We start from the raw sequence: 22606 nt of genomic DNA, 5'->3' as shown, positions 1-22606 counted from the left end.
CGCGCAATCAGGCGCCTTGCCAGCGTCCCGGCGGTACGCCGAACATGCGCCGGAAGTGGCGTGTGAAATGGCTTTGGTCCGTGAAGCCGCTGGCCGCGGCGACCTCCGTGACGGGAACGCCCGCACGCAGCGGCGCAAGCGCGCGTTGCAGGCGCACCTGATTGCGCCACGCGTGCGGCGACAAGCCGGTTGTCCGCGTGAAAAGCCGCGCGGCATGAAAGGGCGAAAGCCCCGCAGCGAGCGCCATGTCGGCGAGTGTGACGGATTCCTCGAGATTGCCGGTCAGACGCTCTTTCATGCTCGACACGCGAGCGTAGTCGCGCGCCACGCCCGACGCTTCAGGCTGTGTCCGCGAATAGCGCACGAGCAGCGTGGACAGCGCATCGAGCATTGCCGCTTCGGCGGCGAGCGGGTCGTCGCCGCTTTCCATCAGGCAGTGCGCCTGCGTGAGACGCCGGGCCAGGTCAGGATCGCGGATCACGCCGGGCGCAAACCACGGCAACGCCTGCGGCTTGCCGGCCACCTCGTTGGCCAGTTCGTGAATAAACTCGACTGGCGCATACATCACGCGATACCGCCAGCCGGCTTCGACCGCTTTCGAGCCGGTATGCAGTTCGCCTGGATTGATGATCGGCACGCCGCCGGCTTCCGCGACATAGTCCGAACCGCGATACCGGTAGCCCTCGGCGCCCGCGACGATTACGGGAATCGTGTACGCGTCGTGCCAATGCGGCGCGAACTCGTGGTGGTGATATTCGGCGGTGAGCAGGTCCGCGCCCGGCAGAAGCGGCGTGCGCCAGTAGCGGGCAGAATCCTGGAAGCGATGGGCGGTCATGGCGAGAGTCCGGCAGGACCGCTCAGTTTAGCGCGCGCGGAAGACGTCAGGGCGCTCCTGTCTGCGCGCCCGATACGTTTTGCCGTAGCGCGGCGGACGGCTTACTTGACCGGGATCGTCGTGCCGGCCGGCATCGGCACGGCGCTCACGCTGTTCTTCGCGCTGCCGCTCACCACGCGGTCGCTGTAGGTGAGATAGACGAGCGTGTTGCGTTTCGCGTCCACCACACGAACCACGTGCAGCGACTTGAAGATCAGCGACATGCTGACCGAGAACACGTCGGCCTGCTTCTTCACTGGACCGGTGAAATGGATGTCGGCGACCTGACGGCAGGCGATGGACGCCTCGGTCGGATCTTCGGCAATGCCAAGCGTGCCCTTGACACCGCCGGTGCGCGCCCGCGACACATAACAGGTGACGCCTTGCACCTGAGGATCGTCGTAGGCCTCGACGACCACGCGGTCCGAGCCGGTAATGCGAAAGTTGGTATTGACGCTGCCGACTTCCTCGGCATGCGCGGAGGTCAGAAGCAGGCCGGCGGCCATGGAAAAGGCGGTGCGCAACAAGGTCGATTTCATAAGGTGCCGGCAGTGAGCATTCGGTTTTGACGCGCGTGGACGCGCCGGGGGAACCGCCATCGTATAACGGCAGCGGCGCCCCATGGCGCGTGCGGATGAAGTGGACGGTGCGGACGATGCACTATGCCGCTGCCGGGCGTGGGGGAGCGGCCTGCTTTGCGGAGACGGGGTCGCAGAACGCCGCAGGAGGACATCTGAGCGAAAGGCTCGAGCAAAACGCACGAGCAAAACAAAAAGGCCCGCACGGATGCGGGCCTTTCAAAATTTTTGGCTCCTCGACCTGGGCTCGAACCAGGGACCTACGGATTAACAGTCCGGCGCTCTACCGACTGAGCTATCGAGGAACAGCAGTACGACATGGTCTACATAAAAAAGCCCGTCTTGGTTAACGGGCTTTTGCAATTCTTGGCTCCTCGACCTGGGCTCGAACCAGGGACCTACGGATTAACAGTCCGGCGCTCTACCGACTGAGCTATCGAGGAACAGAACAACAACAGCAGAGAGACGGAATTGTAGGAGGAGCTTAGGAGGCTGTCAATACCCCGCGCTCATCTCGAAAGCGCTGAAGCCGCAGAGCGCGCAACCACGTCGGCGCCTTGTCAGTCACCCCCGGACGGTCAGCGGGCGAGCAGTGCCAGCTTTTCCTTCACGTCCTTGAACTCGTCGGCTTCCGGCAGCGGTGCCTTGGTCTTGGTGATGCTCGGCCAGTTCTTTGCGAGTTCGGCATTCAGCTCGATGAAGTTCTGCTGGTCGCCCGGCACGTCTTCTTCGGCATAGATGGCGTTCACCGGGCACTCGGCCACGCAGACTGCGCAGTCGATGCATTCGTCGGGGTCGATCGCGAGGAAGTTGGGACCTTCGCGAAAGCAGTCCACCGGGCACACATCGACACAGTCGGTATAGCGGCACTTGATGCAGCTTTCGGTCACAACGTGAGTCATTCAGGCAGCTCCTGCATGCGGTATCTGGGGAGGCGCAAACGCCAAAAGCGCTATTGTATCGCAACGTCAAGAGCCGCATGACGCATCGCGGCGGCGCTCTTATATGTTTTCGTGATTAGTTTATAGGGCTGGACGGGGGCGGCGGCACGCGGACTTCGGACGCATTCGGGTAACATGCGACAAGCCGGCGCGCACGGGGCGCGCTTTCGCGTAGGGGTGGGTCGGGCCTTACCTGTCGGGCCTCCGCATTTTCCGCAGTCCTGTTCGCACCATCATGATTATTACTTCGCTGCTCGACACCGATCTGTACAAGTTCACGATGATGCAAGTGGTGTTGCATCACTTTCCCGCGGCGAACGTGGAGTACCGCTTCCGCTGCCGCACGCCGAACGTGGACCTTGTGCCGTACATCGCCGAGATTCGCGACGAGGTGCGCAAGCTGTGCGAGTTGCGCTTCACCGACGAAGAACTCGACTACCTGCGCCGCATGCGCTTCATCAAGGGCGACTTCATCGAGTTCCTCGCGCTCTTTCATCTGAACGAGAAATACATTTCGATCGAGCCGTCGCCCAAGGGTAATGGCGAAGTCGACATCGAAATCAAAGGGCCGTGGCTGCACACGATCCTGTTCGAGATTCCGATGCTCGCCATCGTCAACGAGGTGTATTTCCGCAACACGCAGCAGACGCCCGACTATCGCGAAGGGCGCGGACGCCTCGTCGAGAAGATCACGCTGCTCGGCGCGCGACCCGAGTTCGCCGACTGCAAGATCGCCGACTACGGCACGCGCCGCCGCTTTTCGAAGCAATGGCACGAGGAAGTGATCCTCACGCTCAAAGACGGTCTGGGCGAACAGTTCGCCGGCACGAGCAACGTGTTCTACGCGATGAAGCACGGGCTCACGCCGCTCGGCACCATGGCGCATGAATACCTGCAGGCGTGCCAGGCGCTCGGTCCGCGGCTGCGCGACTCGCAGATTTTCGGCTTCGAAATGTGGGCGAAAGAATATCGCGGCGACCTGGGCATCGCGCTATCGGACGTCTACGGCATGCAGGCGTTTCTGCGCGACTTCGATATGTATTTCTGCAAGCTGTTCGACGGCGCGCGCCACGATTCCGGCGATCCGTTCGACTGGGGCGAGCGGCTGCTCAAACACTACGAAGCGAACCGTTGCGATCCTCGCACCAAGATCCTCGTGTTCTCGGATGCGCTGGACATCCCGAAGGTGCTGCAACTCTACGAACGTTTCCGCGGACGCTGCAAGCTCGCATTCGGCGTGGGCACCAATCTGACGAACGACCTCGGCTACAGCCCGCTGCAGATCGTGATCAAGATGGTTCGCTGCAACGGCCAGCCGGTGGCCAAGCTGTCGGACTCGCCGGGCAAGAACATGTGCGATGACAAGGCGTATCTCGCGTATCTGCGCCAGGTGTTCGGCATCGCGCAGCCGGAAGAAGAGAGTAGCGGAAAGTAGCGGAAAAGTCAGACGACCCGCGGCGCGAACCTTCAGGCGACGCCACGCAGGCTGGCCGTTCGGCCAAGGTGTCCGCCGCGGAGGTGGCCGGTATAATTCTCGACATATCGCACGGCTGTCGACACGAGGATTTCGCACATGGACACATCGCTTGCCCGCCGCAACATCCTGGCGCGCATCCGCGCGGCGCAAGGTCGCGAGCCCGAGCCATCCGCTTCGGAACGCGAGGCCGCGGCGGACTACCTGGCGCGTCACCCGCCAGGGCCGCGTCCCGAGATGCCGGCCGATCTCACCGCGCGCTTCATCGAGGAAGCGCAGAAAATGGCGACCACGGTCGACACCGTCGAATCGCTCGGCGAGGCGCCGGCCGCCGCGCATCGCTATCTCACTCAGCATGGCTTGCCGCTTCAGGCGATCGCGTGGCAAACACTGCAGGATCTGTCGTGGGCGGAAGCCGGCCTCACGGTCGAATTCCGCAAGCCAAAAGATGGCGACGTGGTCGGTCTCACCGGCTGCTTCTGCGCGACCGCCGAGACGGGCACGCTCGTGCTGCTGTCCGGGCCCGAAACGTATGCGTCGGCTGGACTGCTTCCGGAAACCCATATTGCGATCGTGCCGGCGTCTCGCATCGTCGCGGGACACGAAGACGCATTCGCCCTCATTCGCAGCGAGCGGGGCGAGTTGCCGCGCGCGGTCAACTTCGTTTCGGGACCGTCGCGCACGGGCGATATCGAACAGACCATCGTGCTCGGCGCGCATGGCCCGTATCGCGTGCATGTGATCGTCGTGCGTGGCGCGTGAGCGCAACGTTTCTTCCCTTACGTTATTCGTCGTCATGCGGGCCGTGTCTTACGCCGTGCACGGCCGTTCGTCATCAATAGGATTCCAATATGAAACGGCACGCGGTGCCTGCGGGCGCGATGCTCGCATTCTTTCTCACACTCACGGGCTGGCCGCAATGCGCGTCGGCCGCCACACCCGACGGCGCGGCTCTGTCAGCGCTATGGGGCCTGCCGTTTGCGGGCGTGCTGCTCTCAATCGCCGTGTTCCCGCTGATTGCGCCGGCGTTCTGGCATCACCATTTCGGCAAAGTCGCGGCGGCGTGGGCATTGGCCTTTCTCGTGCCATTCGCATTCTTCTTTGGCGCAAATGTCGCGTTCGGCACGCTCGTGCATGCGCTGCTCGAAGAATACGTTCCGTTCATCGTTCTGCTGACCGCGCTTTACACCGTCGCGGGCGGCATTTGCGTGCGCGGCAATCTGCAAGGCACGCCCCGTCTGAACACCGGCATTCTCGCGCTGGGCACGTTGATCGCCAGCATCATGGGCACGACCGGCGCCGCGATGCTGCTGATCCGCCCGCTGCTGCGTGCAAACGGCAATCGCCAGCACGTCGTGCATGTGGTGGTGTTCTTTATCTTTCTGGTCGCCAATGCGGGCGGCTCGCTGTCACCGCTTGGCGACCCGCCGCTTTTTCTCGGCTTCCTGCAAGGCGTGAGCTTCTTCTGGACTACCGTTCATCTTGCACTGCCGATGCTGTTCGTCTGCGTCGTACTGCTCGGCGGTTTTTATGCGCTGGATTCGTACTACTTCTATCGGCGGGAAGAAGCGCGGTCGCGCTTTGTCGAATCCACGCCGGATTCGGCATCGTTCGGAATCGACGGCACGGTCAATTTCGTGCTGCTCGCCGCCGTGATCGCGCTGGTGCTGATGAGCGGCCTGTGGAAGCCGGGCGTCGAGTTCGACGTGTTCGGCACCCACGTGGCGTTGCAAAACGTCGTGCGCGACGTCGCGCTGATCGCGGTCACCTTGCTCTCGCTCGTGCTGACGCCGCGCGCGGCGCGCGCGGGCAACGACTTCAACTGGGCGCCGATCGAGGAGGTCGCCAAACTGTTCGCCGGCATCTTCGTGACGATCGCACCCGTGATCGTGATTTTGCGTGCCGGTGAAGGGGGCGCGTTTGCGGGTATCGTCCATCTGGTCAACACGCCGTCGGGCGAGCCGCATGATGCAATGTATTTCTGGGCGACAGGCTTGCTATCGTCTTTCCTCGACAACGCGCCAACGTATCTGGTGTTCTTCAACCTTGCTGGCGGCGAAGCGCAAAAGCTCATGACCACCGGCGCCACGACGCTTGCCGCGATCTCCGCCGGCGCGGTGTTCATGGGCGCCAACTCGTATATCGGCAACGCGCCGAACTTCATGGTGAAGGCAATTGCGGAGTCGCGCGGCGTTCGCATGCCGAGCTTTTTCGCTTATCTCGGCTGGTCCAGTGCGGTTCTGTTGCCGCTTTTCGTCGTCACCGGCTGGCTGTTTTTTTGATACTGACAACTGACGTCCAGGCTATCTGGCCCGACGCGCTATTCGGAGAATTGCAATGCAGAAGATCCTCGTCGCCCGTCCGATCTTTCCCGATGTGATCGAACGGCTCAGACAGTATTTCGACGTCGACGCGAACGAAGGCGACATTCTGCCCGTCGACGAACTCACCCGCCGTCTCGCGGATAAAGACGGCGCGCTCACCGCCGGCGAGCCAATCAACGCAGCGATATTCGCTGCCGCGCCGCGCTTGCGGGTGGTGTCGAACATGGCCGTCGGCTACAACAATTTCGACATGGCCGCGTTCAACGCCGCCAATGTGCTCGGCACCAATACGCCGGACGTGCTGAACGAAACCACAGCGGATTTCGGCTGGGCGCTGATGATGGCGGCCGCGCGCCGGCTTGCCGAATCGGAGCACTGGTTGCGCGCGGGGCATTGGCAGAAATGGTCGTATGACGGTTTCCTCGGCGGCGACCTGTATGGCTCGACGCTCGGCGTGATCGGCATGGGCCGTATCGGTCAGGCGCTGGCGCGCCGCGCAAAGGGCTTTAACATGCAGGTGATCTATCACAACCGCTCGCGCGTCGCGCCGGAGATCGAAGCCGAGCTGAACGCGGAGTATGTGTCGAAGCAGGACCTGTTGCGCCGCGCCGATCACGTCGTGCTGGTGTTGCCGTACACGAAAGAGAACCATCACACGATCGGCGCGGCCGAACTTGCACTGATGAAGCCTACGGCCACCCTGACCAACATAGCGCGCGGCGGCATTGTCGACGATACCGCGCTGATCGAGGCGCTTCGCTCGAAGCAGATTGCCGCGGCCGGGCTGGACGTGTTCGAAGGCGAGCCGGATTTCAACCGCGATTTCCTGACCGTGCCGAATGTCGTGCTGACGCCGCACATTGCCAGCGCGACCGAAGCCACGCGTCGCGCAATGGCCAATCTCGCCGCGGACAACCTGATCGCGGGTCTGGGCGAGGGTCTGCGCGCGGGACGGCCGCCGAACCCGATCAATCCGGACGTCATCGGCAAGGCACGTACATGACGATGATTCTGGCGGCGGCCGTCGCGGTGCTGGCGGTTGCTCTGGCTATTACGCTGGCGCTGCTGATGCGCGGCCATAGTCGCGCTGAAGAGCACGAGCCATTCGAACTACTCGCGGAACGTCTCGACTCGGCGACGGATGCGCAATTGCATGCTCACGAGCGGCTCGAGCGGCAACTGCGCAATGACATTGCGGAGACGGCGCGCGTGTCGCGCAGCGAGCAGAGCGGCGGTTTTGCGCATTTTCAGCAGACGCTCGCCGCGCAGTTCACCAGCATGACCACGGTGCAGAACGGCAAGATCGACGCTTTCGCGCAGCAACTCGACGCGGTACGCGATAGCCTGCACGCGCAGGCGCTGCAGGCGCGCGATGAACAGGGCCGCTCGCTCAGGCATTTCGGCGACACGCTCACGCTGCAACTCGGTCAGCTTACGGAGGCGAACGATCGCCGCTTTGCCGAAGTGCGCGCAACCATCGAGCAACGTCTGAAGGACATCGAGGCGAATAACTCGACCAAACTCGAGGAAATGCGTCGTACGGTCGACGAGAAGCTGCATGCCACGCTCGAACAGCGGCTTGGCGAGTCGTTCAAGCTCGTGTCCGACCGGCTCGAACAGGTGCACCGGGGACTCGGCGAAATGCAGACATTGGCGGCGGGTGTCGGCGATCTGAAAAAGGTTTTGACCAACGTGAAGACGCGCGGCACGTGGGGCGAAGTGCAACTCGAAGCGCTGCTCGAACAGATACTGACTGCGGATCAGTACGCGAAGAACGTGGCGACGGTGCCGAAGAGCGCCGAGCGCGTCGAGTTCGCGATCAGACTGCCGGGGCGAGCCGAGCAGGGGAGCGCCGCCACGCCCGTTTGGCTTCCCGTCGACGCGAAATTTCCGCGTGAAGATTACGAGCGGTTGATCGACGCGCAGGAACGCGCCGATCCGGTTGCGGTGGAAGAGGCGTCGCGCGCGCTCGAAGCGCGTATTCGCGCCGAGGCGCGCACTATTGCCGAGAAGTATGTGTCGCCGCCGCATACCACCGACTTCGCGCTGCTGTTTTTGCCCACCGAAGGTCTATATGCCGAAGTGCTGCGGCGTCCCGGTTTGACGGATCTGCTGCAGCGCGACTATCGCGTGACGATTGCCGGTCCCACCACGTTGACGGCCTTGCTCAATAGTCTGCAAATGGGTTTCCGCACGCTCGCTATCGAGAAGCGTTCGAGCGAAGTGTGGCAGGTGCTCGGCGCGGTCAAAACCGAGTTCGGCAAGTTCGGCGACGTGCTCGCGAAGACCAAGGCACAGCTCGAAACCGTGACCCGTTCGATTGAAGCCGCGGAAACACGCACACGCGTAATGAACCGCAGACTGCGCGACGTCGAAGCTTTGCCGGGTGACGAAGCGAGCGGATTGCTCGGCGACGCGCTTGCGGGCGTGGAGCCCGACGAGACTTGATCGTGGAATGACGTGCAGCGCGTGACTCGAAGCGGCGCCCGTAGAGTTGGCGTGTGGGTTGAGCGCCTGCGTGCTTCAGTGCCCTCGCGTTTCAGCGTTTCAGCGTTTCAGTGCTCAGTGCTCAGTGCTTCGCAGTGGCTGCCAGCCGTTCGAGGGGTTCTCCCGACAAACGCACCACGCGCCAGTCCGGCAACACGGTCGCGCCCATCTTCTCGTAGAAGCTGATGGCCGTCCTGTTCCAGTCCAGCACGGTCCATTCGAAGCGGCCGCATTGCCGTTCCACCGCGAGCGCCGCAAGACGCTGCAACAGCGCGGTGCCTAGACCGCTGCCGCGTTGTGCCGGTTGAACGTACACGTCTTCGAGGTATAAGCCGCGCTTGCCGACAAAGCTCGAATAATTGTGAAAGAACAACGCGTACCCGACGATGAGTCCGTTGTTCTGCGCGACGAGGGCTTCAATCGAAGGACGCGCGCCGAACAATGCGTCGCCGAGACCTTCTTGCGTGGCGACGAAAACATGCGTGAGCTTTTCGAACTCTGCAAGCTCGTAAATCAGCGCAAAGATGGCGCCGACGTCAGCGGGCGTGGCGGCGCGGATCACGGCGGACATCAGGCTTCCTCCGGCGCGTCGGACAACTGGATTTCAATGCCGCCGAATCGCGAAGCAACCCAGTTGTATGCGTGACACGCGATCCACAACAGGATGAAGCCCAGAATTGCATTCAGCAGCAGCGCGCTGAACACCGTGCTCAATTCGACCGAACCATAGCGAATGAAGGCGACCAGCACACCCAGCAACACGATTGGCACCGAGAACGTCAGATACACGAGGATCAGTGCTTTGGCCGTCTGTCCCGGTGCAATGAACGAAATCTGTTTTTTCATGTAGTCAAACCCGTGAGTCGTAGTAGTAATGGGTAAAGCGGTAGTCACCGGCAGCAAAGGCGCGGGCTGCGCCGGTTTCAGATGATGCTGTCGAACAGCATGATATCGACGCGTTCTCCTTCGTCGATTTCGCCTTGGTCATGCCCGAGCACGATAAAGCAATTGGCTTCGCTCATCGAACTCAGCACGCCTGAGCTTTGCGAGCCGGTCGGCGCAACATGCCACTGCCCTTGCGCGTCCTGGGTGGCTACGCCGCGCTGGAACTCCGTGCGGCCGGCGCGTTTGCGGATGGCCTGGCGGCTTGCCGCATGAATCAACGGCAGCGGCTGAGATGTCGCACCGGACATCAGCAGCAGCGCTTCGCGCACCAGTTGATAGAACGTCACCATCACGGCGACCGGATTGCCCGGCAAGCCGAAAAACAGTGCGGGCGAGCCGAGACCCGGCCGCTCGCCGGACCATACGCGGCCAAACGCCAGCGGCCGGCCGGGGCGCATCGCGAGACTCCAGAAGGCGACGTCGCCGAACGTCTGCAACAACTGTTTGGTGAAATCCGCCTCGCCGACCGATACGCCGCCCGAAGTCAGCACCACGTCGGCGCTGGCTGCGGCGCTGCGCAATGCCGCTTCGAGCGCGGCGGGCTCGTCGCGCACCACGCCGAGGTCGAGCGCGTCGACGTTCAGCCGCCGCAGCATTGCAAACAGCGTGTAGCGATTGCTGTCGTACACGCAGCCGGGTTCGAGCGGCTCGCCGAGTGAGCGCAGCTCATCGCCGGTGGAAAAGAAGGCGACGCGCAAGCGGCGTCGCACACTGACCTCGCCGATGCCGAGCGACGCCAGCAAGCCAAGGTCCGACGCGCGCACGATTCGGCCGGCACGCAGCGCGACCTGTCCGCAGGCGAGATCTTCGCCCGCCAGCCGGCGGTTCGCGCCGGGCGCGACGGCGTTGGCGGCAAAGCGGATGGTCGTGGAATCGGCGTGGCGCTCGGCCAGTTCCTGCGGCACGACGGTGTCGCAATGCAAAGGCATGCACGCACCGGTCATGACGCGCACACATTGCGTAGCGTCGACCTGCCCGGTGTACGGATGCCCGGCCAGCGCCTTGCCGACTATGCTCAACTCCACCGTGGACGCGTTGCCCGATTCTGTCAGCACTTCGCGTTTGAACGCGTAGCCGTCCATGGCCGAATTGTCGTGCGAAGGGACGTTGATCGGCGAAACGATGTCGGCGGCAAGCACGCGGTCGAGCGCATCGCGTAGCGCGACGCGCTCGACGGCCGTGACCGGCGCAGCCCACTGGCGAACAATCGCCTGAGCGGCCGAAACGGGTAGCGCGTGTGGGTCGTACTGCGAGACGCAGCGGGAAAATTCGTTAAGCGTGGTCATGAAGAGCGGGACGTCGCGGCCGGCGGCGCGGGCAGCCGTTGCCGAAGTTGCCACGTGGCCGGAGCGGGATTTGCGCCGGGACCTCAGTCACGCTCGAGGTCGGCGAGTTCTTGTAACGAGTTGGCATTGTAAAACGCGCGCTGGTCGGTAAAGATCACTTCCACCGTCTTGTGGCGTGCGTACCACGCGCGCACTTTGCGCTCGCCGGCGTGCAGAAAGGTCGCCAGGTCGTCCGCGAGCGAGGTGCGAAGGAGCGCAAAAACCGGATGCGGTGAAATCTGGCCGTCGGTGTCGACGGTTGCCGCGGTGGCAATGTCCGCCGCGTTCAATTCAAGCGCCTCGGCGAGGCGCGCAGCCAGATCAGACGGGAAGCGCGGCGTGTCACATGGCGTACTGAGCAGGTAGTCGGTTTCAGCGTTGTTCAGGCCGGCGAGCAGCCCGGCCAGCGGACCGGGGAAATCAGGCAGCGTGTCGGCCACCACGCGGGCGCCGAAAGGCGCGCCGAGACGCGTGTAAATGTCCACGTGACGGTTGGCGCTCACGAGCAGCGCGCCGGTTTGCGGCGCGAGTCGTTCGAGCATATGCGACGCGAGCGGCCTGCCGCGCAGTGTCTGCAAACCCTTGTCGACGCCGCCCATGCGCGTGCCGCGGCCGCCTGCGAGCAGCAAACCTGTGATGTGTTCGCGAGTCGGCGTCATGCGCGTGCCGCTTAGCCGCCGATGTACGACATTTCGACGCGGCGCCCTTCGAGTGCGAGCGACTCGGCGGTATGGCTGCCACGCAGTTGCGAGTAGCGGTCGGTGCGCGCTTGCCAGATTTCGGCGACGGCGGTGGCAATGTCGGCATCGCTCGCGCCGCTGCGCACGAGCGCGCGCAGATCATGTCCGGACGACGCGAACAGGCATAAATACAGCTTGCCCTCGGTGGAAAGACGCGCGCGCGTGCAGGTATTGCAAAACGCACGCGTGACGCTCGAAATCACGCCGATCTCACCGCTGCCGTCCACATAACCCCAGCGCTGCGCGGTTTCGGCGGCGCTATGCGGCTCAAGGGGCACGAGCGGAAAGTCTTCGGCGATGCGCGACACGACGTCGGCCGACGGCAGCACTTCGGTCATGTTCCAGCCGTTCGAGGTGCCCACGTCCATGTATTCGATAAAGCGCAAAACTGCGCCCGAGCCTTTGAAGTGACGCGCCATCGGCAGGATTTCGCTGTCGTTCGTCCCATGTTTGACGACCATGTTCACCTTGACGGGCGCAAGACCCACTGCGTGCGCCGCCTCGATGCCCGCGAGCACGTCCGCGACCGCAAAGTCGGCGTCATTCATGCGACGAAAGAGGGTGTCATCAAGCGCATCGAGACTGACGGTGACGCGCGACAGGCCAGCGTCCCTCAGGCTGCGCGCCTTGCGCTGGAGCAGCGAGCCATTCGTGGTCAGCGTGAGGTCGAGCGGGCGTCCGTCAGGCGTTGTCAATTGCGCCAGCCGCTCGATCAGGAATTCGAGATTCTTGCGCAGCAGCGGTTCGCCGCCCGTCAGGCGAATCTTTTCGACGCCATGTGCGACGAAGAGTCGCGCGAGTCGCTCGATTTCCTCGAAACTGAGGAGCGCGCTGTGCGGCAGGAACGCGTAGTCCTTGTCGAACACTGCGCGCGGCATGCAATAGACGCAGCGAAAATTGCACCGATCCGTGACCGAAATACGCAAATCGCGCAGCGGACGCGCAAGCGTATCGTGCAGCGCGCCATTAGGCGCCTGCATTGGGCCGGCGATGACCGGCACCGCGGTGAGATCGGCAACAGGAATGATGCGTCGGGACATGGGGGCGCTTCGTAGGCCTTCGGTAAAGCTTGGCGAGCAAGCCAGTCATTCATTCTATCGGAAATGCCTGTTACAGCAGATGCAACCCCGGCAATGCCGGCGTACAAGGGAAGCGGATGCCGCGCCCGCTTCGGCGCAGTTTTTGTTCCTTCGCCATAAAGACAAAAAGCCCGCCGGTAAGGGCGGGCTTTCTGATGGTGCCACCCCGCTTACTGAGGGTGCTTGCCGGTTTCGACCTGTTGCATCGGTGCGGCGTCGACTGGCGGCAGCGGCTTGCGTTCGCGAACCACACGAGCCGGCTTGACCGTCTGTGCTGCCGCTTCCTGCGCGGCGCGGAGCTTGTCAGCGTCCGTGTTGACCCAGACAAGACCCGCCTGTTCCAGCACTGGCTTCAGTGCCTCCGCCGATACGCCGCCATGACGCGACGTTTGCGAGGCGATTGCGGCCGGTGCCGGTTCGCTGGCTGCCGGTGCAGCGGCAGCCCCTTCGGCGGGCGCTGCTGCAGGCGTCGCGGCAGGCGTCGCTACACGCGTCGCTGCCAGCGGAGCCGCCGACTCGATTGCCGGCTCCACTTCAGGCGCGGCAGTGGTGACGACCGGTTCCGGTTCGACGATCTCAGCTTGCGGTGCGGTCTCGGCAGCCGTTACTTCCACCGCAGCGGACGGAGCCGGGGCTTCGACCGGTGCGGGTGCCGGGGCAGCCGGCGCGTCGGCGACCGGGGCAGCAGGCGCGACCGGCGTTTCCACCGGTGCATGCACCGCAGCTTGCGCAGCTTCGTCAACCCGGGCGACCGGCTCGACCAGCGAAACCGTCTCGCTTGCCGCCGGCGCGGCCTGTGCCGCATCGAACGGCGTGGCCGGGACTTGCGCAACCGGTGCCTGCTCGACGGGTTCGACGCCAGCCGGAGCCGCGTGTGCCTGCTCCGTGTGCTCGACCGGCACGATCGCCTCAGCCTTCGCGGCCTTTTCGACGGCCAGTGCCGGCGTTTCAGTTGCGGCGTGCAGTTCGGTGACCACGGCGGTCTCGGTTGCGACAGCGGCGACCACCACTTCGACCGGCTTCACGTCAAGCGCTTCAGTCGCTTCAGTGGTTTCCGGCTGGCGCTCGACCGGCTGATGGACCGTGCGAACCGGGACGTCGTCCGTCACATTCACGCTGTCGCCTTCGGCTTCTGCGACATCCGCGGCCAGATTGCCGTTCACGTCTTCTTCACGCTCGCGACGACCGCCACGACGGCCGCGACGGCGACGACGACGCTCTTCGCCTTCACGCGCCACGGCTTCCTGATCGCCGGGTACCTCGTTCTCGCCGAGTGCGGTCTGGTTTTGCGCCAGTTCGTCCGCGGCTTGTGCGTCGCCTTGCGTCAGCGCATCCGTTGCGTCGGCCGGCTGCTTGCGGCGCTCGCCACGCTCGCCGCGTTCACGGCGCTCGCCGCGTTCCGGGCGCTCGCCACGCTCGGCGCGCGGTGCACCTTCGACCGCTTCGGTACGCTCGCCACGGGTGTCACGACCCTCGCGTGGCTCACGAGCCTCACGCGGTTCGCGCCCTTCGCGGGCCTCACGCGGTTCGCGCCCTTCGCGGGCCTCACGCGGTTCGCGCTGCTCACGGTTCTGACGCGGCTCACGTGCCTCGCGCGGTTCGCGACCTTCACGTGCTTCACGACCCTCGCGGCCCTCACGCGGCTCGCGTTCCTCGCGACGCTGGGACGGCTGCTGGCCCTGACCCTGAGCCTGACGGCCGGCGCCCGTGCCTTCCGCGCGACCGGCGGCATCGCGTCCGCCCGCGCCGTTACGGCGGTTGCGGTTGCGATCACCGCCACGCTCACCGCCACGCTCGCCGGTGCGCTCACCGCGCTCCGTGCGCTCGGCACGCTGCGGACGTACCTGCTTCTCGGGCGCGGCCGGCACGACCGGTGCAGGGGCGGCCGGCTGCATGCCGAACAGATTTTTCAGCCAGCCGATGAATCCGCCGCTTGCAGGCGTGACCGCCACCGGAGCGGGCGTTGCCACCGGACGAACCGGTGCGCTGGGCGCCGGCTTTTCCGGCGTGATGCCCTTGACCGCTGCTTCCTGTTTCGGTTTCACTTCTTCGGTGCGCTTGCTGTAACCGGTTTCCGATTCCAGTTCGCGGGCCGCTTCTTCGGCCATTTTCCAGGACGCGCGCGGGTCGTCGAGGCGGGCGTCGTCATGACGCAGACGCTCCAGCTTGTAATGCGGCGTGTCCAGGTGCTTGTTCGGCACCAGCACGACGTTGACCTTGAAACGCGATTCGATCTTGTTGATTTCCGAACGCTTTTCGTTCAGAAGGAAGGCGGTCACTTCGACCGGCACCTGGCAATGGATCGCCGCGGTGTTTTCCTTCATCGCTTCTTCCTGAATGATCCGCAGCACTTGCAACGCGGACGATTCGGTGTCGCGGATATGACCCGTGCCGTTACAACGCGGGCATGTCACGTGGCTGCCTTCCGACAGCGCCGGACGCAGACGCTGACGCGACAGCTCCATCAGGCCGAAGCGCGAGATCTTGCCCATCTGGACGCGCGCGCGGTCGTGCTTGAGCGCGTCTTTCAGGCGTTGCTCGACTTCGCGCTGACTCTTGGCCGATTCCATGTCGATGAAGTCGATCACGATCAGGCCGCCCAGGTCGCGCAAGCGCAACTGGCGGGCGACTTCATCGGCGGCTTCGAGGTTGGTGCGCGCGGCCGTTTCCTCGATGTCGGCGCCCTTGGTGGCGCGCGCCGAGTTCACGTCGATTGCGACCAGCGCTTCCGTGTGGTCGATCACGATGGCGCCGCCCGAGGGCAGCGGCACCGTGCGCGAGTATGCGGTTTCGATCTGGTGTTCGATCTGGAAACGCGAGAAGAGCGGTACGTCGTCGTGATACCGCTTCACCTTGCTGACATTGTCCGGCATCACGATATCCATGAAGGCGCGTGCCTGGTCATGGATTTCGGTGGTGTCGATCAGGATTTCGCCGATGTCCGGCTGGAAATAGTCGCGAATCGCGCGGATGACGAGGCTCGATTCGAGATAGATCAGCATGGGCTGACCGGACGAGCCGCTTTGCGACGCGGCTTCGATCGCGCGCCACAGCTGCATCAGGTAGTTCAGGTCCCACTGCAGTTCTTCGGCGGAGCGGCCGATACCGGCCGTACGCGCGATGATGCTCATGCCTTCCGGCAGTTGCAGCTGCGCCATGGTTTCGCGCAGTTCCTGGCGGTCGTCGCCTTCGATCCTGCGCGACACGCCGCCGCCGCGCGGATTGTTCGGCATCAGAACGAGATACCGGCCGGCGAGCGAAATGAAGGTGGTGAGCGCCGCGCCCTTGTTGCCGCGCTCTTCCTTTTCGACCTGAACGATCAGTTCCTGGCCTTCCTTGAGGGCGTCCTGGATGCGTGCGGAGCGCATGTCGACGCCGTCACGGAAATACTGGCGGGCGACTTCCTTGAACGGCAGGAAGCCGTGGCGGTCTTCGCCGTAATTGACGAAACACGCTTCGAGCGACGGCTCGATGCGGGTAATGATGCCCTTGTAAATATTGCCTTTGCGCTGTTCGCGCCCGGCGGTTTCGATGTCGATATCGATGAGTTTTTGCCCATCGACGATGGCAACGCGCAGCTCTTCCTGCTGCGTCGCGTTGAACAACATTCGTTTCATTGAACGGCTCCAGAGCGGCTTGGCCTACCTTTCGCCGAGCGATTGTCAGTCGCAGGAGCAAAAGGGCAGCGGCATGCCGCGCCTTATTGTGTTTTCACGAGCACGCTGGAGCGGGAAAAATGGCGGGAGAATTGCCTGGGGAGGGCCCGGCCCATCAACAAAGGGGCACGGTGCCGCAGGGCACATGCGAACACGGCTTCAAATTACGACCCGACACGCCGCGGGTTCTGCCGGCAGACCTCACAAGCCTTCGTCCACTCTCGCCGGTGCGCCAACTGGGCGCGTGACCGGAGGGTCGAGGGCAGCGGTCATGCCGCAACGGGAAGTTCGCGCAGGCGGCGCGTCTTTTCCAGCTGGGGGTGTCTCGCGTCATTTTGACGTCGCCATGTCTTGTACTTTCTACAAGACGCCTCGGGCGCACGCCGTATTTTCGCAACCAGCAGCTTCGAACAACAGGGCGTAACGCCGCCCGATACCGAAGCTGAAAGTTAAATTCTTTTTTACCAAAAATCCGTTACCGTCGAAGCCGACCTTGACCGAACGCGCCTGTGGGCGCCGTCCCTGCCGGGCACTGACCTCGTGCGTGCAACTTGTTGCATCTCATTTTCAGGGCGAGCAACCAGACCCCGGCGCAAGTAAAATAACGATTTACGCTTGCACCCGCGCAGTCCGCCCGAATTCCGGTCACTGCGCCGGCCGCCGCAGACTGCTGGGCAAATTATATTCAGAATGAAAGAGTTAGGCAAAATATCCCAGAAATCGGTCGCAAGCGACCAGGTGTCATTGATCGAGATCGACGACAGCGCGGCCGGACAGCGCATCGACAACTTCCTGTTGCGCGTGTGTAAAGGGGTGCCAAAGAGCCATATCTATCGCATCCTGCGCAGCGGTGAGGTGCGGGTGAACAAGGGCCGGATCGATGCGCAATACCGGCTCGAACTTGGCGATCTCGTGCGCGTGCCGCCCATCCGCGTCGCGCAGCCAAACGAGCAGATTGCCCAGACGGCCATTCCCAGCGCAAATTTCAGGATCATTTTCGAAGACGAGCATCTGCTCGTGATCGACAAACCTGCCGGCGTGGCGGTGCACGGCGGCAGCGGCGTAGCATTCGGCGTGATCGAGCAGATGCGCGAGGCGCGTCCCCAGGCGAAATTTCTTGAGCTCGTTCACCGGCTGGACCGCGAAACGTCCGGCATTCTGATGCTTGCGAAAAAACGCTCGGCGCTCGTCGACCTGCACGAGCAGATTCGCGAGAACAAGATGGATAAGCGCTACTATGCTTGCGTCCACGGTGAATGGGCGAGCGATTGGGGCCGCCGCCGCGCGGTCAAGGAGCCGCTGCACAAGTACCTCACCGCCGACGGCGAGCGCCGCGTGCGCGTGCAGGCGGACGGTCTCGCGTCGCACACGATCTTCAATCTGATCGACAGGTGGCCCGGCTATGCGCTGCTCGAGGCGGAACTGAAGACCGGTCGCACGCATCAGATCCGGGTCCATTTGCAGCATCTGGAATTGCCGATTGTCGGCGACGCCAAATACGGCGACTTCGCGCTGAACAAGGAACTGGCGCGCGCGAATGCAAAGCCGGGCCTCAAACGCATGTTTTTGCACGCGTACCGGCTCAAGCTGGCGCACCCGGCAACCGGCGCGACGCTGCAGTTCGAAGCGCCGCTGCCGGCCGAGTGCCGCAGCTTCGTCGCGCAGCTCAACGAACTACGAAATGGGTCACACCCGGAGACGTCCACGCATGGCTAGAGAGCAATTTGACCTGATTGTCTTCGACTGGGACGGCACGCTGATGGATTCGACCGCGCACATCACGCGCAGCATTCAGGCGGCCTGTCGCGATCTCGGCCTGCCGGTGCCCGCCGACGAGGCCGCGAGTTACGTTATCGGCCTCGGTCTGCGCGACGCGCTCCAGATTGCCGCGCCTACGCTCGACCCGTCCGATTATCCGCGCCTCGCCGAGCGTTATCGTTTCCATTATCTCGTCAAGGACCAGACCACGGAACTGTTCGCCGGCGTGCGCGAGATGCTTCAGGACCTGCGCGACCAAGGTTATCTGCTGGCGGTGGCCACTGGCAAAAGCCGCGTCGGCCTGAACCGTGCGCTCGACCAGGTGCGCCTGACCAGCCTGTTCGACGGCACGCGATGCGCGGACGAGACCTTCTCCAAGCCGCATCCCGCCATGCTTCACGAACTCACGCGTGAATTGGGGCAGGATAACGCGCGCACGGTGATGGTCGGCGACACCACACATGATCTGCAGATGGCGATCAACGCGGGCGTTGCGGGCATCGGCGTCACGTACGGCGCGCACCCTGCGAATTCGCTCGCCGCGTTGTCGCCCAGATTCGTGGCTAACAGCGTGAGCGCGCTGGCCGGCTGGCTGAGAGAGAACGCATGAGCGCGGCCGATGAAACGGCAGACCTGTCCGCCGCGGGCGTGCGCGTCTGCGCGTCGGCGGAACTGGTGGATGGCGGTGCGGGTGTTCGCCACGCCGCCAGGCTGGGTGGCGACGACGTGGTGGTGTTTTTCGTGCGGTACGACGGTCGTGCGTACGGCTACCTGAACCGCTGCGCGCACGTGCCCATGGAGCTTGACTGGGCCGAAGGGCAGTTCTTCGAATCGTCCGGTTTATACTTGATGTGCGCGACCCACGGGGCAATCTATGCGCCCGATACCGGCAAATGTGTCGGCGGTCCTTGTCGTGGCGGCAAGTTGCGTCCTGTCCAGGTAGAGGAGCGCGACACGCCGGAAGGTCGCGCAGTGTTCTGGCTGCCTGATGACCAGTTACGGCCGGCCGTCTGATTTTTCTACTTCTCTTTTAATTTCACCGCATGTCCGACCATTTGACGCCTGAGCCGAAGGAACCTTCCCTGACAGGCCGTCCGCGCACGCCTGCCGACGAGCCGGGCTGGGAGCGAGCGGCGCTCGAGCGCATTGCACTCGCCGCGATCTCCGAGCAACGTGCGGCGCGGCGCTGGAAGATCTTTTTCCGCTTCGTCTTCCTTATCCTGCTTGTTGTCGTTATCGGGGCCGCGTTTTTCTTCACTAGCGACAAGGTCGCAGCCACGGGCCGGCACACCGCTATGGTCACGCTTGACGGCGAAATCGCAGCAGATACGAACGCGAACGCTGAAGATATCGATACGGCTTTGCAAAGTGCATTCGAGGATGCGGACACGGCCGGGGTCATTCTGCGCTGTAACAGTCCGGGCGGCAGCCCTGTTCAGGCTGGAATCATCTATAGCGAGATCCGGCGGTTGCGGGCCAAATATCCGTCGATTCCGCTCTACGCGGTCGTGGGCGACATGTGCGCGTCGGGTGGTTACTACGCTGTTTCCGCTGCCGACAAGATCTACGTGGACAAGGCGAGCATTGTCGGCTCGATCGGCGTGCTGATGGACAGCTTCGGATTTACTGGCTTGATGGATAAGCTGGGCATCCAGCGTCGTCTGCACACATCGGGCGAGAACAAGGGCTTTTTCGATCCGTTCTCGCCCGAAACGCCGAAGATGGACGAACACGCGCAGGACATGCTCGACCAGATCCACGCTCAGTTCATCGACGCAGTGCGCCAGGGGCGCGGCAAGCGCCTGCACGAAACGCCTGACATGTTCTCGGGCCTTTTCTGGACCGGTCAGAAGAGTGTCGAACTCGGTCTCGCCGATGGTTTCGGCGACGCCGACTACGTAGCTCGCGACCTCTTCAAGGCGCCGGACATCGTGGATTACACGGTTAAAGAAAGCATCACGGATCGCGTCGCACGCAAGTTTGGGGCGGCGGTCGGCGTCGGCGCCGTGCGGGCAATGGCACTCGGCGGGAAACTGAGCGTCCACTAACTGGTGGCATTGCAAAGGGCCGCGCTGCGTTGCAGTGCGGTCCTTTTTCTTTGGCGCTCGGCTTCGGCCAGGCGTTTGTCGACCACTCAAATGGCCAGAATCAGAAAGATAGCCGGTCGTTTATGGAGATCGAGCGCCGGGTTCTTCTTCCAGTCGGCCACTGACCTGCTCGCGATCGTCTCCGTGCCCAGTGTCAAATCGACTGCCACACACACAAGCGTCGACGGGGCGCAAGTCGCAAGCAAGGTGTCGAGCAAAGCCCGGTTGCGATAAGGCGTCTCGATAAAAATCTGCGTCTGTTTCGCTTTTCGCGATTGCTGTTCCAGGTCGCGAAGGCGCTTGGCGCGCTCGTTCGCGTCGACCGGTAAATAGCCGTGAAACGCGAAACTCTGGCCGTTCAACCCGGACGCCATCAAGGCCAGCAGGATCGAGCTGGGCCCCACGAACGGTACAACCTTCACGCCGCGCTCATGCGCGCGCCGAACGAGCAAAGCGCCGGGGTCTGCGACCGCCGGGCAGCCCGCTTCGGATACGAGACCCGCGTCCGTACCGGCCAGAAGCGGTGCGAGCAGCTTGTCGATTTCACTGTTCGGCGTATTCACGTTCAGTTCGCGGATCTCGATTTCCTGGATAGGGCGCTCGGTGCCGACCTTTTTAAGGAAAGCGCGCGTCGTCTTTGCGTTCTCGCCGATGTAGTACGTCAGCGACGCCGCCTTCGAGCGGACCGGTGCGGGGAGGACGGCGTCGAGGGCGTCGGCATCGCCTTCGCCGAGCGTGTTCGGGATCAGATAGAGTGTGCCGCTCATTGTGTCTCCAGCAAGGGATAGCCCACTGCCAGCAGCATCTGCGACAGTGCGATCAACGGCAGGCCGACGAGCGCGGTGGGATCGTCGGAATGGATAGCGTCGAGTAGCGCAATGCCGAGGCCTTCCGACTTGGCGCTGCCGGTTACGTCGTAAGGTGTTTCGGCACGCAGATAGGCTTCCAGCGCCGGATCGGGCAAATTCCGGAATTTGACGCGCGTGACGACATCCGCCGTTTGCGCTGTGCCGCAGCGGCTATCGAATAGTGACAGCGCGCTATGAAACAGCACTTCGCGGCCGCGCATCGCCTGCAATTGCGCCAGGGCCTTGTCGTGCGTACCGGGTTTGCCGATCTGCAGGCCGTCGTAAGTCGCGACCTGATCGGAGCCAATCACCAGCGCCGTTTCGTCGGGGGGCAGCATGTCCGCCACTTTGCGGGCCTTGGCTTCGGCGAGGCGCATCGCGGTGATGTCGGGCGTTTCTCCGGCGAGCGGCGTTTCGTCGATGGCGGGCACGACGACATCGAAAGGAATGCGCAAGCGCGCGAGCAACTCGCGGCGGTATGGCGAACTCGACGCCAGAATCAGGCGCGGCGGGTGATTGAGGGAATCGGGCATGGTCACACAACGGCTAGGGAGGCGGGGCGTACGGGGCTGCGTGAAATTCGCACGGGTACGGGCTTAAGTGTTTGACTCGAAAAGACAAAACGGATATGATTTCGGGCTTTTCATCGGTATGCTATCGCGCGGGCGGCTTTTGCGGCTGCACTGAGAGGCCATCAGGTCTAAGGTCCGCGGCCACAGGGGTCCTCAAGGCAGTCGTACAGAAGTTGCGCGGCTGTCCTTTGCAAACCGGTTTAACCAGTGGATCATCCGGCGAAAACTATGCCGACGCAGGAGCGCACATGACTGAACATCCTGGCAAACCTGCTGGTCTGTCCGACCCGCACGATATCGACCTGTTCGAATTTGCGCGGAGTGGGCGTCAGGCCGCGGGTGTCGTGCGCGTCTCGCAACTGCCGCGCATGTTAAACGAAGTCCCGGAGGAAGCGCCAGACCGCGATACCGCGTTCACCTGGCAAGCCGAAGGGACGACGCAGCCGGAATTGCAGGACGACGGCACCGAGGGGCCGCAGCCTTATCTGAGGCTTGCGATTCACGGTTCCGCATGGCTCGAATGTCAGCGATGCTTGACGCCGTACCTGCAGGCCTTCAACGTCGATGCAACTTATCGGATCGTCAACACTGAGGCGGAAGCCGAAGAGTTTCCGCTCGACGAGGATGAAGTCGAAGTGATCGTAGGTTCCAGAAATTTCGATCTCGTCGACTTGATCGAAGAAGAGTTGCTGCTTTCCTTGCCGCTCGTGCCCAAGCACGAGGAATGTCCCGAAGTGCACGAGAGTCTGGTCTCTGGTGTGGCCGGAACAGAAGGCGAGGGCGACGAAGCCGGGTTGGACGAAGCTGACGAGGGCGCCGAGCCCGAGCGGCCGAATCCATTCGCGGCGCTCGAAAGTCTGAAGCGCGGTGAGCCGGGCGACAAGAAGCACTGAACAGTTGCATGGGAGCGCGATACGG

The 22606-nt window shown here is 63.3% G+C and carries 21 protein-coding genes and 2 tRNA genes; 10 read left to right on the top strand and 13 right to left on the bottom strand.

All coding sequences use genetic code 11. The features are described 5' to 3' along the window. Positions 1 to 7 precede the first annotated feature (7 nt). The 5 genes from AAGS40_RS10565 to fdxA form a co-directional block, all read right to left on the bottom strand. Positions 8 to 835, bottom strand: coding sequence for an AraC family transcriptional regulator (locus tag AAGS40_RS10565; RefSeq protein WP_345811205.1), 828 nt, complete (start codon positions 833 to 835; stop codon positions 8 to 10). A gap of 101 nt (positions 836 to 936) precedes the next feature. Continuing rightward, positions 937 to 1413 carry a CreA family protein gene (locus tag AAGS40_RS10560; RefSeq protein ID WP_345811204.1) on the bottom strand — a complete coding sequence of 159 codons (477 nt, stop codon included), beginning with the start codon at positions 1411 to 1413 and terminating at the stop codon, positions 937 to 939. A gap of 268 nt (positions 1414 to 1681) precedes the next feature. After that, positions 1682 to 1757: transfer RNA gene (locus tag AAGS40_RS10555), tRNA-Asn, on the bottom strand. A 62-nt stretch (positions 1758 to 1819) separates the two neighbouring features. Beyond that, a tRNA-Asn gene (locus AAGS40_RS10550) sits at positions 1820 to 1895 on the bottom strand. A 135-nt stretch (positions 1896 to 2030) separates the two neighbouring features. Beyond that, on the bottom strand, positions 2031 to 2354 hold the full coding sequence (gene fdxA / locus AAGS40_RS10545; RefSeq protein WP_230511223.1) for a ferredoxin FdxA: 324 nt from the start codon (positions 2352 to 2354) through the stop codon (positions 2031 to 2033). A 274-nt stretch (positions 2355 to 2628) separates the two neighbouring features. On the opposite strand from fdxA, the gene pncB reads away from it, so the two are divergent. The 5 genes from pncB to rmuC all read left to right on the top strand — a co-directional run bounded on the left by pncB (position 2629) and on the right by rmuC (position 8639). Further along, positions 2629 to 3828: a nicotinate phosphoribosyltransferase gene (gene pncB / locus AAGS40_RS10540; RefSeq protein WP_345811203.1), complete on the top strand. Its 1200-nt coding sequence runs from the start codon at positions 2629 to 2631 to the stop codon at positions 3826 to 3828. 138 nt (positions 3829 to 3966) lie between these two features. Further along, positions 3967 to 4629, top strand: coding sequence for a lactate utilization protein C (locus AAGS40_RS10535; protein WP_345811202.1), 663 nt, complete (start codon positions 3967 to 3969; stop codon positions 4627 to 4629). 89 nt (positions 4630 to 4718) lie between these two features. Continuing rightward, positions 4719 to 6149, top strand: coding sequence for a sodium:proton antiporter (locus AAGS40_RS10530; protein ID WP_345811201.1), 1431 nt, complete (start codon positions 4719 to 4721; stop codon positions 6147 to 6149). A 55-nt stretch (positions 6150 to 6204) separates the two neighbouring features. Next, on the top strand, positions 6205 to 7194 hold the full coding sequence (locus tag AAGS40_RS10525) for a D-glycerate dehydrogenase (protein ID WP_345811200.1): 990 nt from the start codon (positions 6205 to 6207) through the stop codon (positions 7192 to 7194). Continuing rightward, on the top strand, positions 7191 to 8639 hold the full coding sequence (rmuC, locus tag AAGS40_RS10520; protein WP_345811199.1) for a DNA recombination protein RmuC: 1449 nt from the start codon (positions 7191 to 7193) through the stop codon (positions 8637 to 8639). The genes AAGS40_RS10525 and rmuC overlap by 4 nt, the downstream gene beginning before the upstream one ends. Positions 8640 to 8760: 121 nt before the next feature. Here the strand turns inward: rmuC and AAGS40_RS10515 are convergent, their stop codons facing one another. The 6 genes from AAGS40_RS10515 to AAGS40_RS10490 all read right to left on the bottom strand — a co-directional run bounded on the left by AAGS40_RS10515 (position 8761) and on the right by AAGS40_RS10490 (position 16384). Further along, complete coding sequence (locus AAGS40_RS10515) at positions 8761 to 9249, bottom strand: GNAT family N-acetyltransferase (RefSeq protein WP_345811198.1); 489 nt, start codon at positions 9247 to 9249, stop codon at positions 8761 to 8763. Beyond that, the gene (locus AAGS40_RS10510) at positions 9249 to 9524 is read right to left on the bottom strand and encodes a hypothetical protein (RefSeq protein WP_280995874.1); all 276 of its coding nucleotides are present in this window, start codon (positions 9522 to 9524) and stop codon (positions 9249 to 9251) included. Before AAGS40_RS10510 ends, AAGS40_RS10515 begins: the two co-directional genes overlap by 1 nt. Before the next feature lie 77 nt (positions 9525 to 9601). Beyond that, entirely contained in the window at positions 9602 to 10909 is a 1308-nt protein-coding gene (gene glp, locus AAGS40_RS10505) for a gephyrin-like molybdotransferase Glp (RefSeq protein WP_345814359.1), read from the bottom strand. An 83-nt stretch (positions 10910 to 10992) separates the two neighbouring features. Next, positions 10993 to 11607, bottom strand: coding sequence for a molybdenum cofactor guanylyltransferase MobA (gene mobA / locus AAGS40_RS10500; protein WP_345811197.1), 615 nt, complete (start codon positions 11605 to 11607; stop codon positions 10993 to 10995). Between the two features lie 11 nt (positions 11608 to 11618). Further along, positions 11619 to 12728, bottom strand: a complete 1110-nt coding sequence (moaA, locus tag AAGS40_RS10495) for a GTP 3',8-cyclase MoaA (protein ID WP_345811196.1) — start codon at positions 12726 to 12728, stop codon at positions 11619 to 11621. A gap of 209 nt (positions 12729 to 12937) precedes the next feature. After that, a complete protein-coding gene (locus AAGS40_RS10490) occupies positions 12938 to 16384 on the bottom strand; it encodes an Rne/Rng family ribonuclease (RefSeq protein ID WP_345811195.1) in 3447 nt (1148 codons plus the stop codon). 729 nt (positions 16385 to 17113) lie between these two features. Between AAGS40_RS10490 and AAGS40_RS10485 the strand changes: the two genes are divergently transcribed. Genes AAGS40_RS10485 through AAGS40_RS10470 form a run of 4 tightly spaced genes read left to right on the top strand, consistent with a single transcriptional unit; the run spans position 17114 to position 20229 of the window. Beyond that, entirely contained in the window at positions 17114 to 18139 is a 1026-nt protein-coding gene (locus tag AAGS40_RS10485; protein ID WP_345811194.1) for an RluA family pseudouridine synthase, read from the top strand. Continuing rightward, positions 18132 to 18791, top strand: coding sequence for an HAD-IA family hydrolase (locus AAGS40_RS10480; protein WP_345811193.1), 660 nt, complete (start codon positions 18132 to 18134; stop codon positions 18789 to 18791). The genes AAGS40_RS10485 and AAGS40_RS10480 overlap by 8 nt, the downstream gene beginning before the upstream one ends. Then, entirely contained in the window at positions 18788 to 19195 is a 408-nt protein-coding gene (locus tag AAGS40_RS10475; RefSeq protein ID WP_345811192.1) for a Rieske 2Fe-2S domain-containing protein, read from the top strand. Before AAGS40_RS10480 ends, AAGS40_RS10475 begins: the two co-directional genes overlap by 4 nt. 29 nt (positions 19196 to 19224) lie before the next feature. Beyond that, on the top strand, positions 19225 to 20229 hold the full coding sequence (locus tag AAGS40_RS10470; protein ID WP_345811190.1) for a S49 family peptidase: 1005 nt from the start codon (positions 19225 to 19227) through the stop codon (positions 20227 to 20229). 86 nt (positions 20230 to 20315) lie between these two features. Here AAGS40_RS10470 and AAGS40_RS10465 read toward each other — a convergent pair whose 3' ends face one another. Then, the gene (locus AAGS40_RS10465) at positions 20316 to 21035 is read right to left on the bottom strand and encodes an SAM-dependent methyltransferase (RefSeq protein ID WP_345811189.1); all 720 of its coding nucleotides are present in this window, start codon (positions 21033 to 21035) and stop codon (positions 20316 to 20318) included. Beyond that, positions 21032 to 21649, bottom strand: a complete 618-nt coding sequence (locus AAGS40_RS10460) for a Maf-like protein (protein WP_345811188.1) — start codon at positions 21647 to 21649, stop codon at positions 21032 to 21034. The genes AAGS40_RS10465 and AAGS40_RS10460 overlap by 4 nt, the downstream gene beginning before the upstream one ends. A 287-nt stretch (positions 21650 to 21936) precedes the next feature. Between AAGS40_RS10460 and AAGS40_RS10455 the strand changes: the two genes are divergently transcribed. Then, positions 21937 to 22581, top strand: coding sequence for a DUF177 domain-containing protein (locus tag AAGS40_RS10455; RefSeq protein ID WP_345811187.1), 645 nt, complete (start codon positions 21937 to 21939; stop codon positions 22579 to 22581). Positions 22582 to 22606: the final 25 nt, after the last annotated feature.

The organism is Paraburkholderia sp. PREW-6R (assembly GCF_039621805.1).
Taxonomy (GTDB): domain Bacteria; phylum Pseudomonadota; class Gammaproteobacteria; order Burkholderiales; family Burkholderiaceae; genus Paraburkholderia.
This window is presented reverse-complemented; position numbering and strand designations above follow the sequence as displayed.

What these genes read in the sequence shown, in the direction of transcription:
- AAGS40_RS10565 (WP_345811205.1), bottom strand. Translation starts at nt 835, where the DNA reads ATGACCGCCCATCGCTTCCAGGATTCTGCCCGCTACTGGCGCACGCCG.
- AAGS40_RS10560 (WP_345811204.1), bottom strand. Translation starts at nt 1,413, where the DNA reads ATGAAATCGACCTTGTTGCGCACCGCCTTTTCCATGGCCGCCGGCCTG.
- fdxA (WP_230511223.1), bottom strand. Translation starts at nt 2,354, where the DNA reads ATGACTCACGTTGTGACCGAAAGCTGCATCAAGTGCCGCTATACCGAC.
- pncB (WP_345811203.1), top strand. Translation starts at nt 2,629, where the DNA reads ATGATTATTACTTCGCTGCTCGACACCGATCTGTACAAGTTCACGATG.
- AAGS40_RS10535 (WP_345811202.1), top strand. Translation starts at nt 3,967, where the DNA reads ATGGACACATCGCTTGCCCGCCGCAACATCCTGGCGCGCATCCGCGCG.
- AAGS40_RS10530 (WP_345811201.1), top strand. Translation starts at nt 4,719, where the DNA reads ATGAAACGGCACGCGGTGCCTGCGGGCGCGATGCTCGCATTCTTTCTC.
- AAGS40_RS10525 (WP_345811200.1), top strand. Translation starts at nt 6,205, where the DNA reads ATGCAGAAGATCCTCGTCGCCCGTCCGATCTTTCCCGATGTGATCGAA.
- rmuC (WP_345811199.1), top strand. Translation starts at nt 7,191, where the DNA reads ATGACGATGATTCTGGCGGCGGCCGTCGCGGTGCTGGCGGTTGCTCTG.
- AAGS40_RS10515 (WP_345811198.1), bottom strand. Translation starts at nt 9,249, where the DNA reads ATGTCCGCCGTGATCCGCGCCGCCACGCCCGCTGACGTCGGCGCCATC.
- AAGS40_RS10510 (WP_280995874.1), bottom strand. Translation starts at nt 9,524, where the DNA reads ATGAAAAAACAGATTTCGTTCATTGCACCGGGACAGACGGCCAAAGCA.
- glp (WP_345814359.1), bottom strand. Translation starts at nt 10,909, where the DNA reads ATGACCACGCTTAACGAATTTTCCCGCTGCGTCTCGCAGTACGACCCA.
- mobA (WP_345811197.1), bottom strand. Translation starts at nt 11,607, where the DNA reads ATGACGCCGACTCGCGAACACATCACAGGTTTGCTGCTCGCAGGCGGC.
- moaA (WP_345811196.1), bottom strand. Translation starts at nt 12,728, where the DNA reads ATGTCCCGACGCATCATTCCTGTTGCCGATCTCACCGCGGTGCCGGTC.
- AAGS40_RS10490 (WP_345811195.1), bottom strand. Translation starts at nt 16,384, where the DNA reads ATGAAACGAATGTTGTTCAACGCGACGCAGCAGGAAGAGCTGCGCGTT.
- AAGS40_RS10485 (WP_345811194.1), top strand. Translation starts at nt 17,114, where the DNA reads ATGAAAGAGTTAGGCAAAATATCCCAGAAATCGGTCGCAAGCGACCAG.
- AAGS40_RS10480 (WP_345811193.1), top strand. Translation starts at nt 18,132, where the DNA reads ATGGCTAGAGAGCAATTTGACCTGATTGTCTTCGACTGGGACGGCACG.
- AAGS40_RS10475 (WP_345811192.1), top strand. Translation starts at nt 18,788, where the DNA reads ATGAGCGCGGCCGATGAAACGGCAGACCTGTCCGCCGCGGGCGTGCGC.
- AAGS40_RS10470 (WP_345811190.1), top strand. Translation starts at nt 19,225, where the DNA reads ATGTCCGACCATTTGACGCCTGAGCCGAAGGAACCTTCCCTGACAGGC.
- AAGS40_RS10465 (WP_345811189.1), bottom strand. Translation starts at nt 21,035, where the DNA reads ATGAGCGGCACACTCTATCTGATCCCGAACACGCTCGGCGAAGGCGAT.
- AAGS40_RS10460 (WP_345811188.1), bottom strand. Translation starts at nt 21,649, where the DNA reads ATGCCCGATTCCCTCAATCACCCGCCGCGCCTGATTCTGGCGTCGAGT.
- AAGS40_RS10455 (WP_345811187.1), top strand. Translation starts at nt 21,937, where the DNA reads ATGACTGAACATCCTGGCAAACCTGCTGGTCTGTCCGACCCGCACGAT.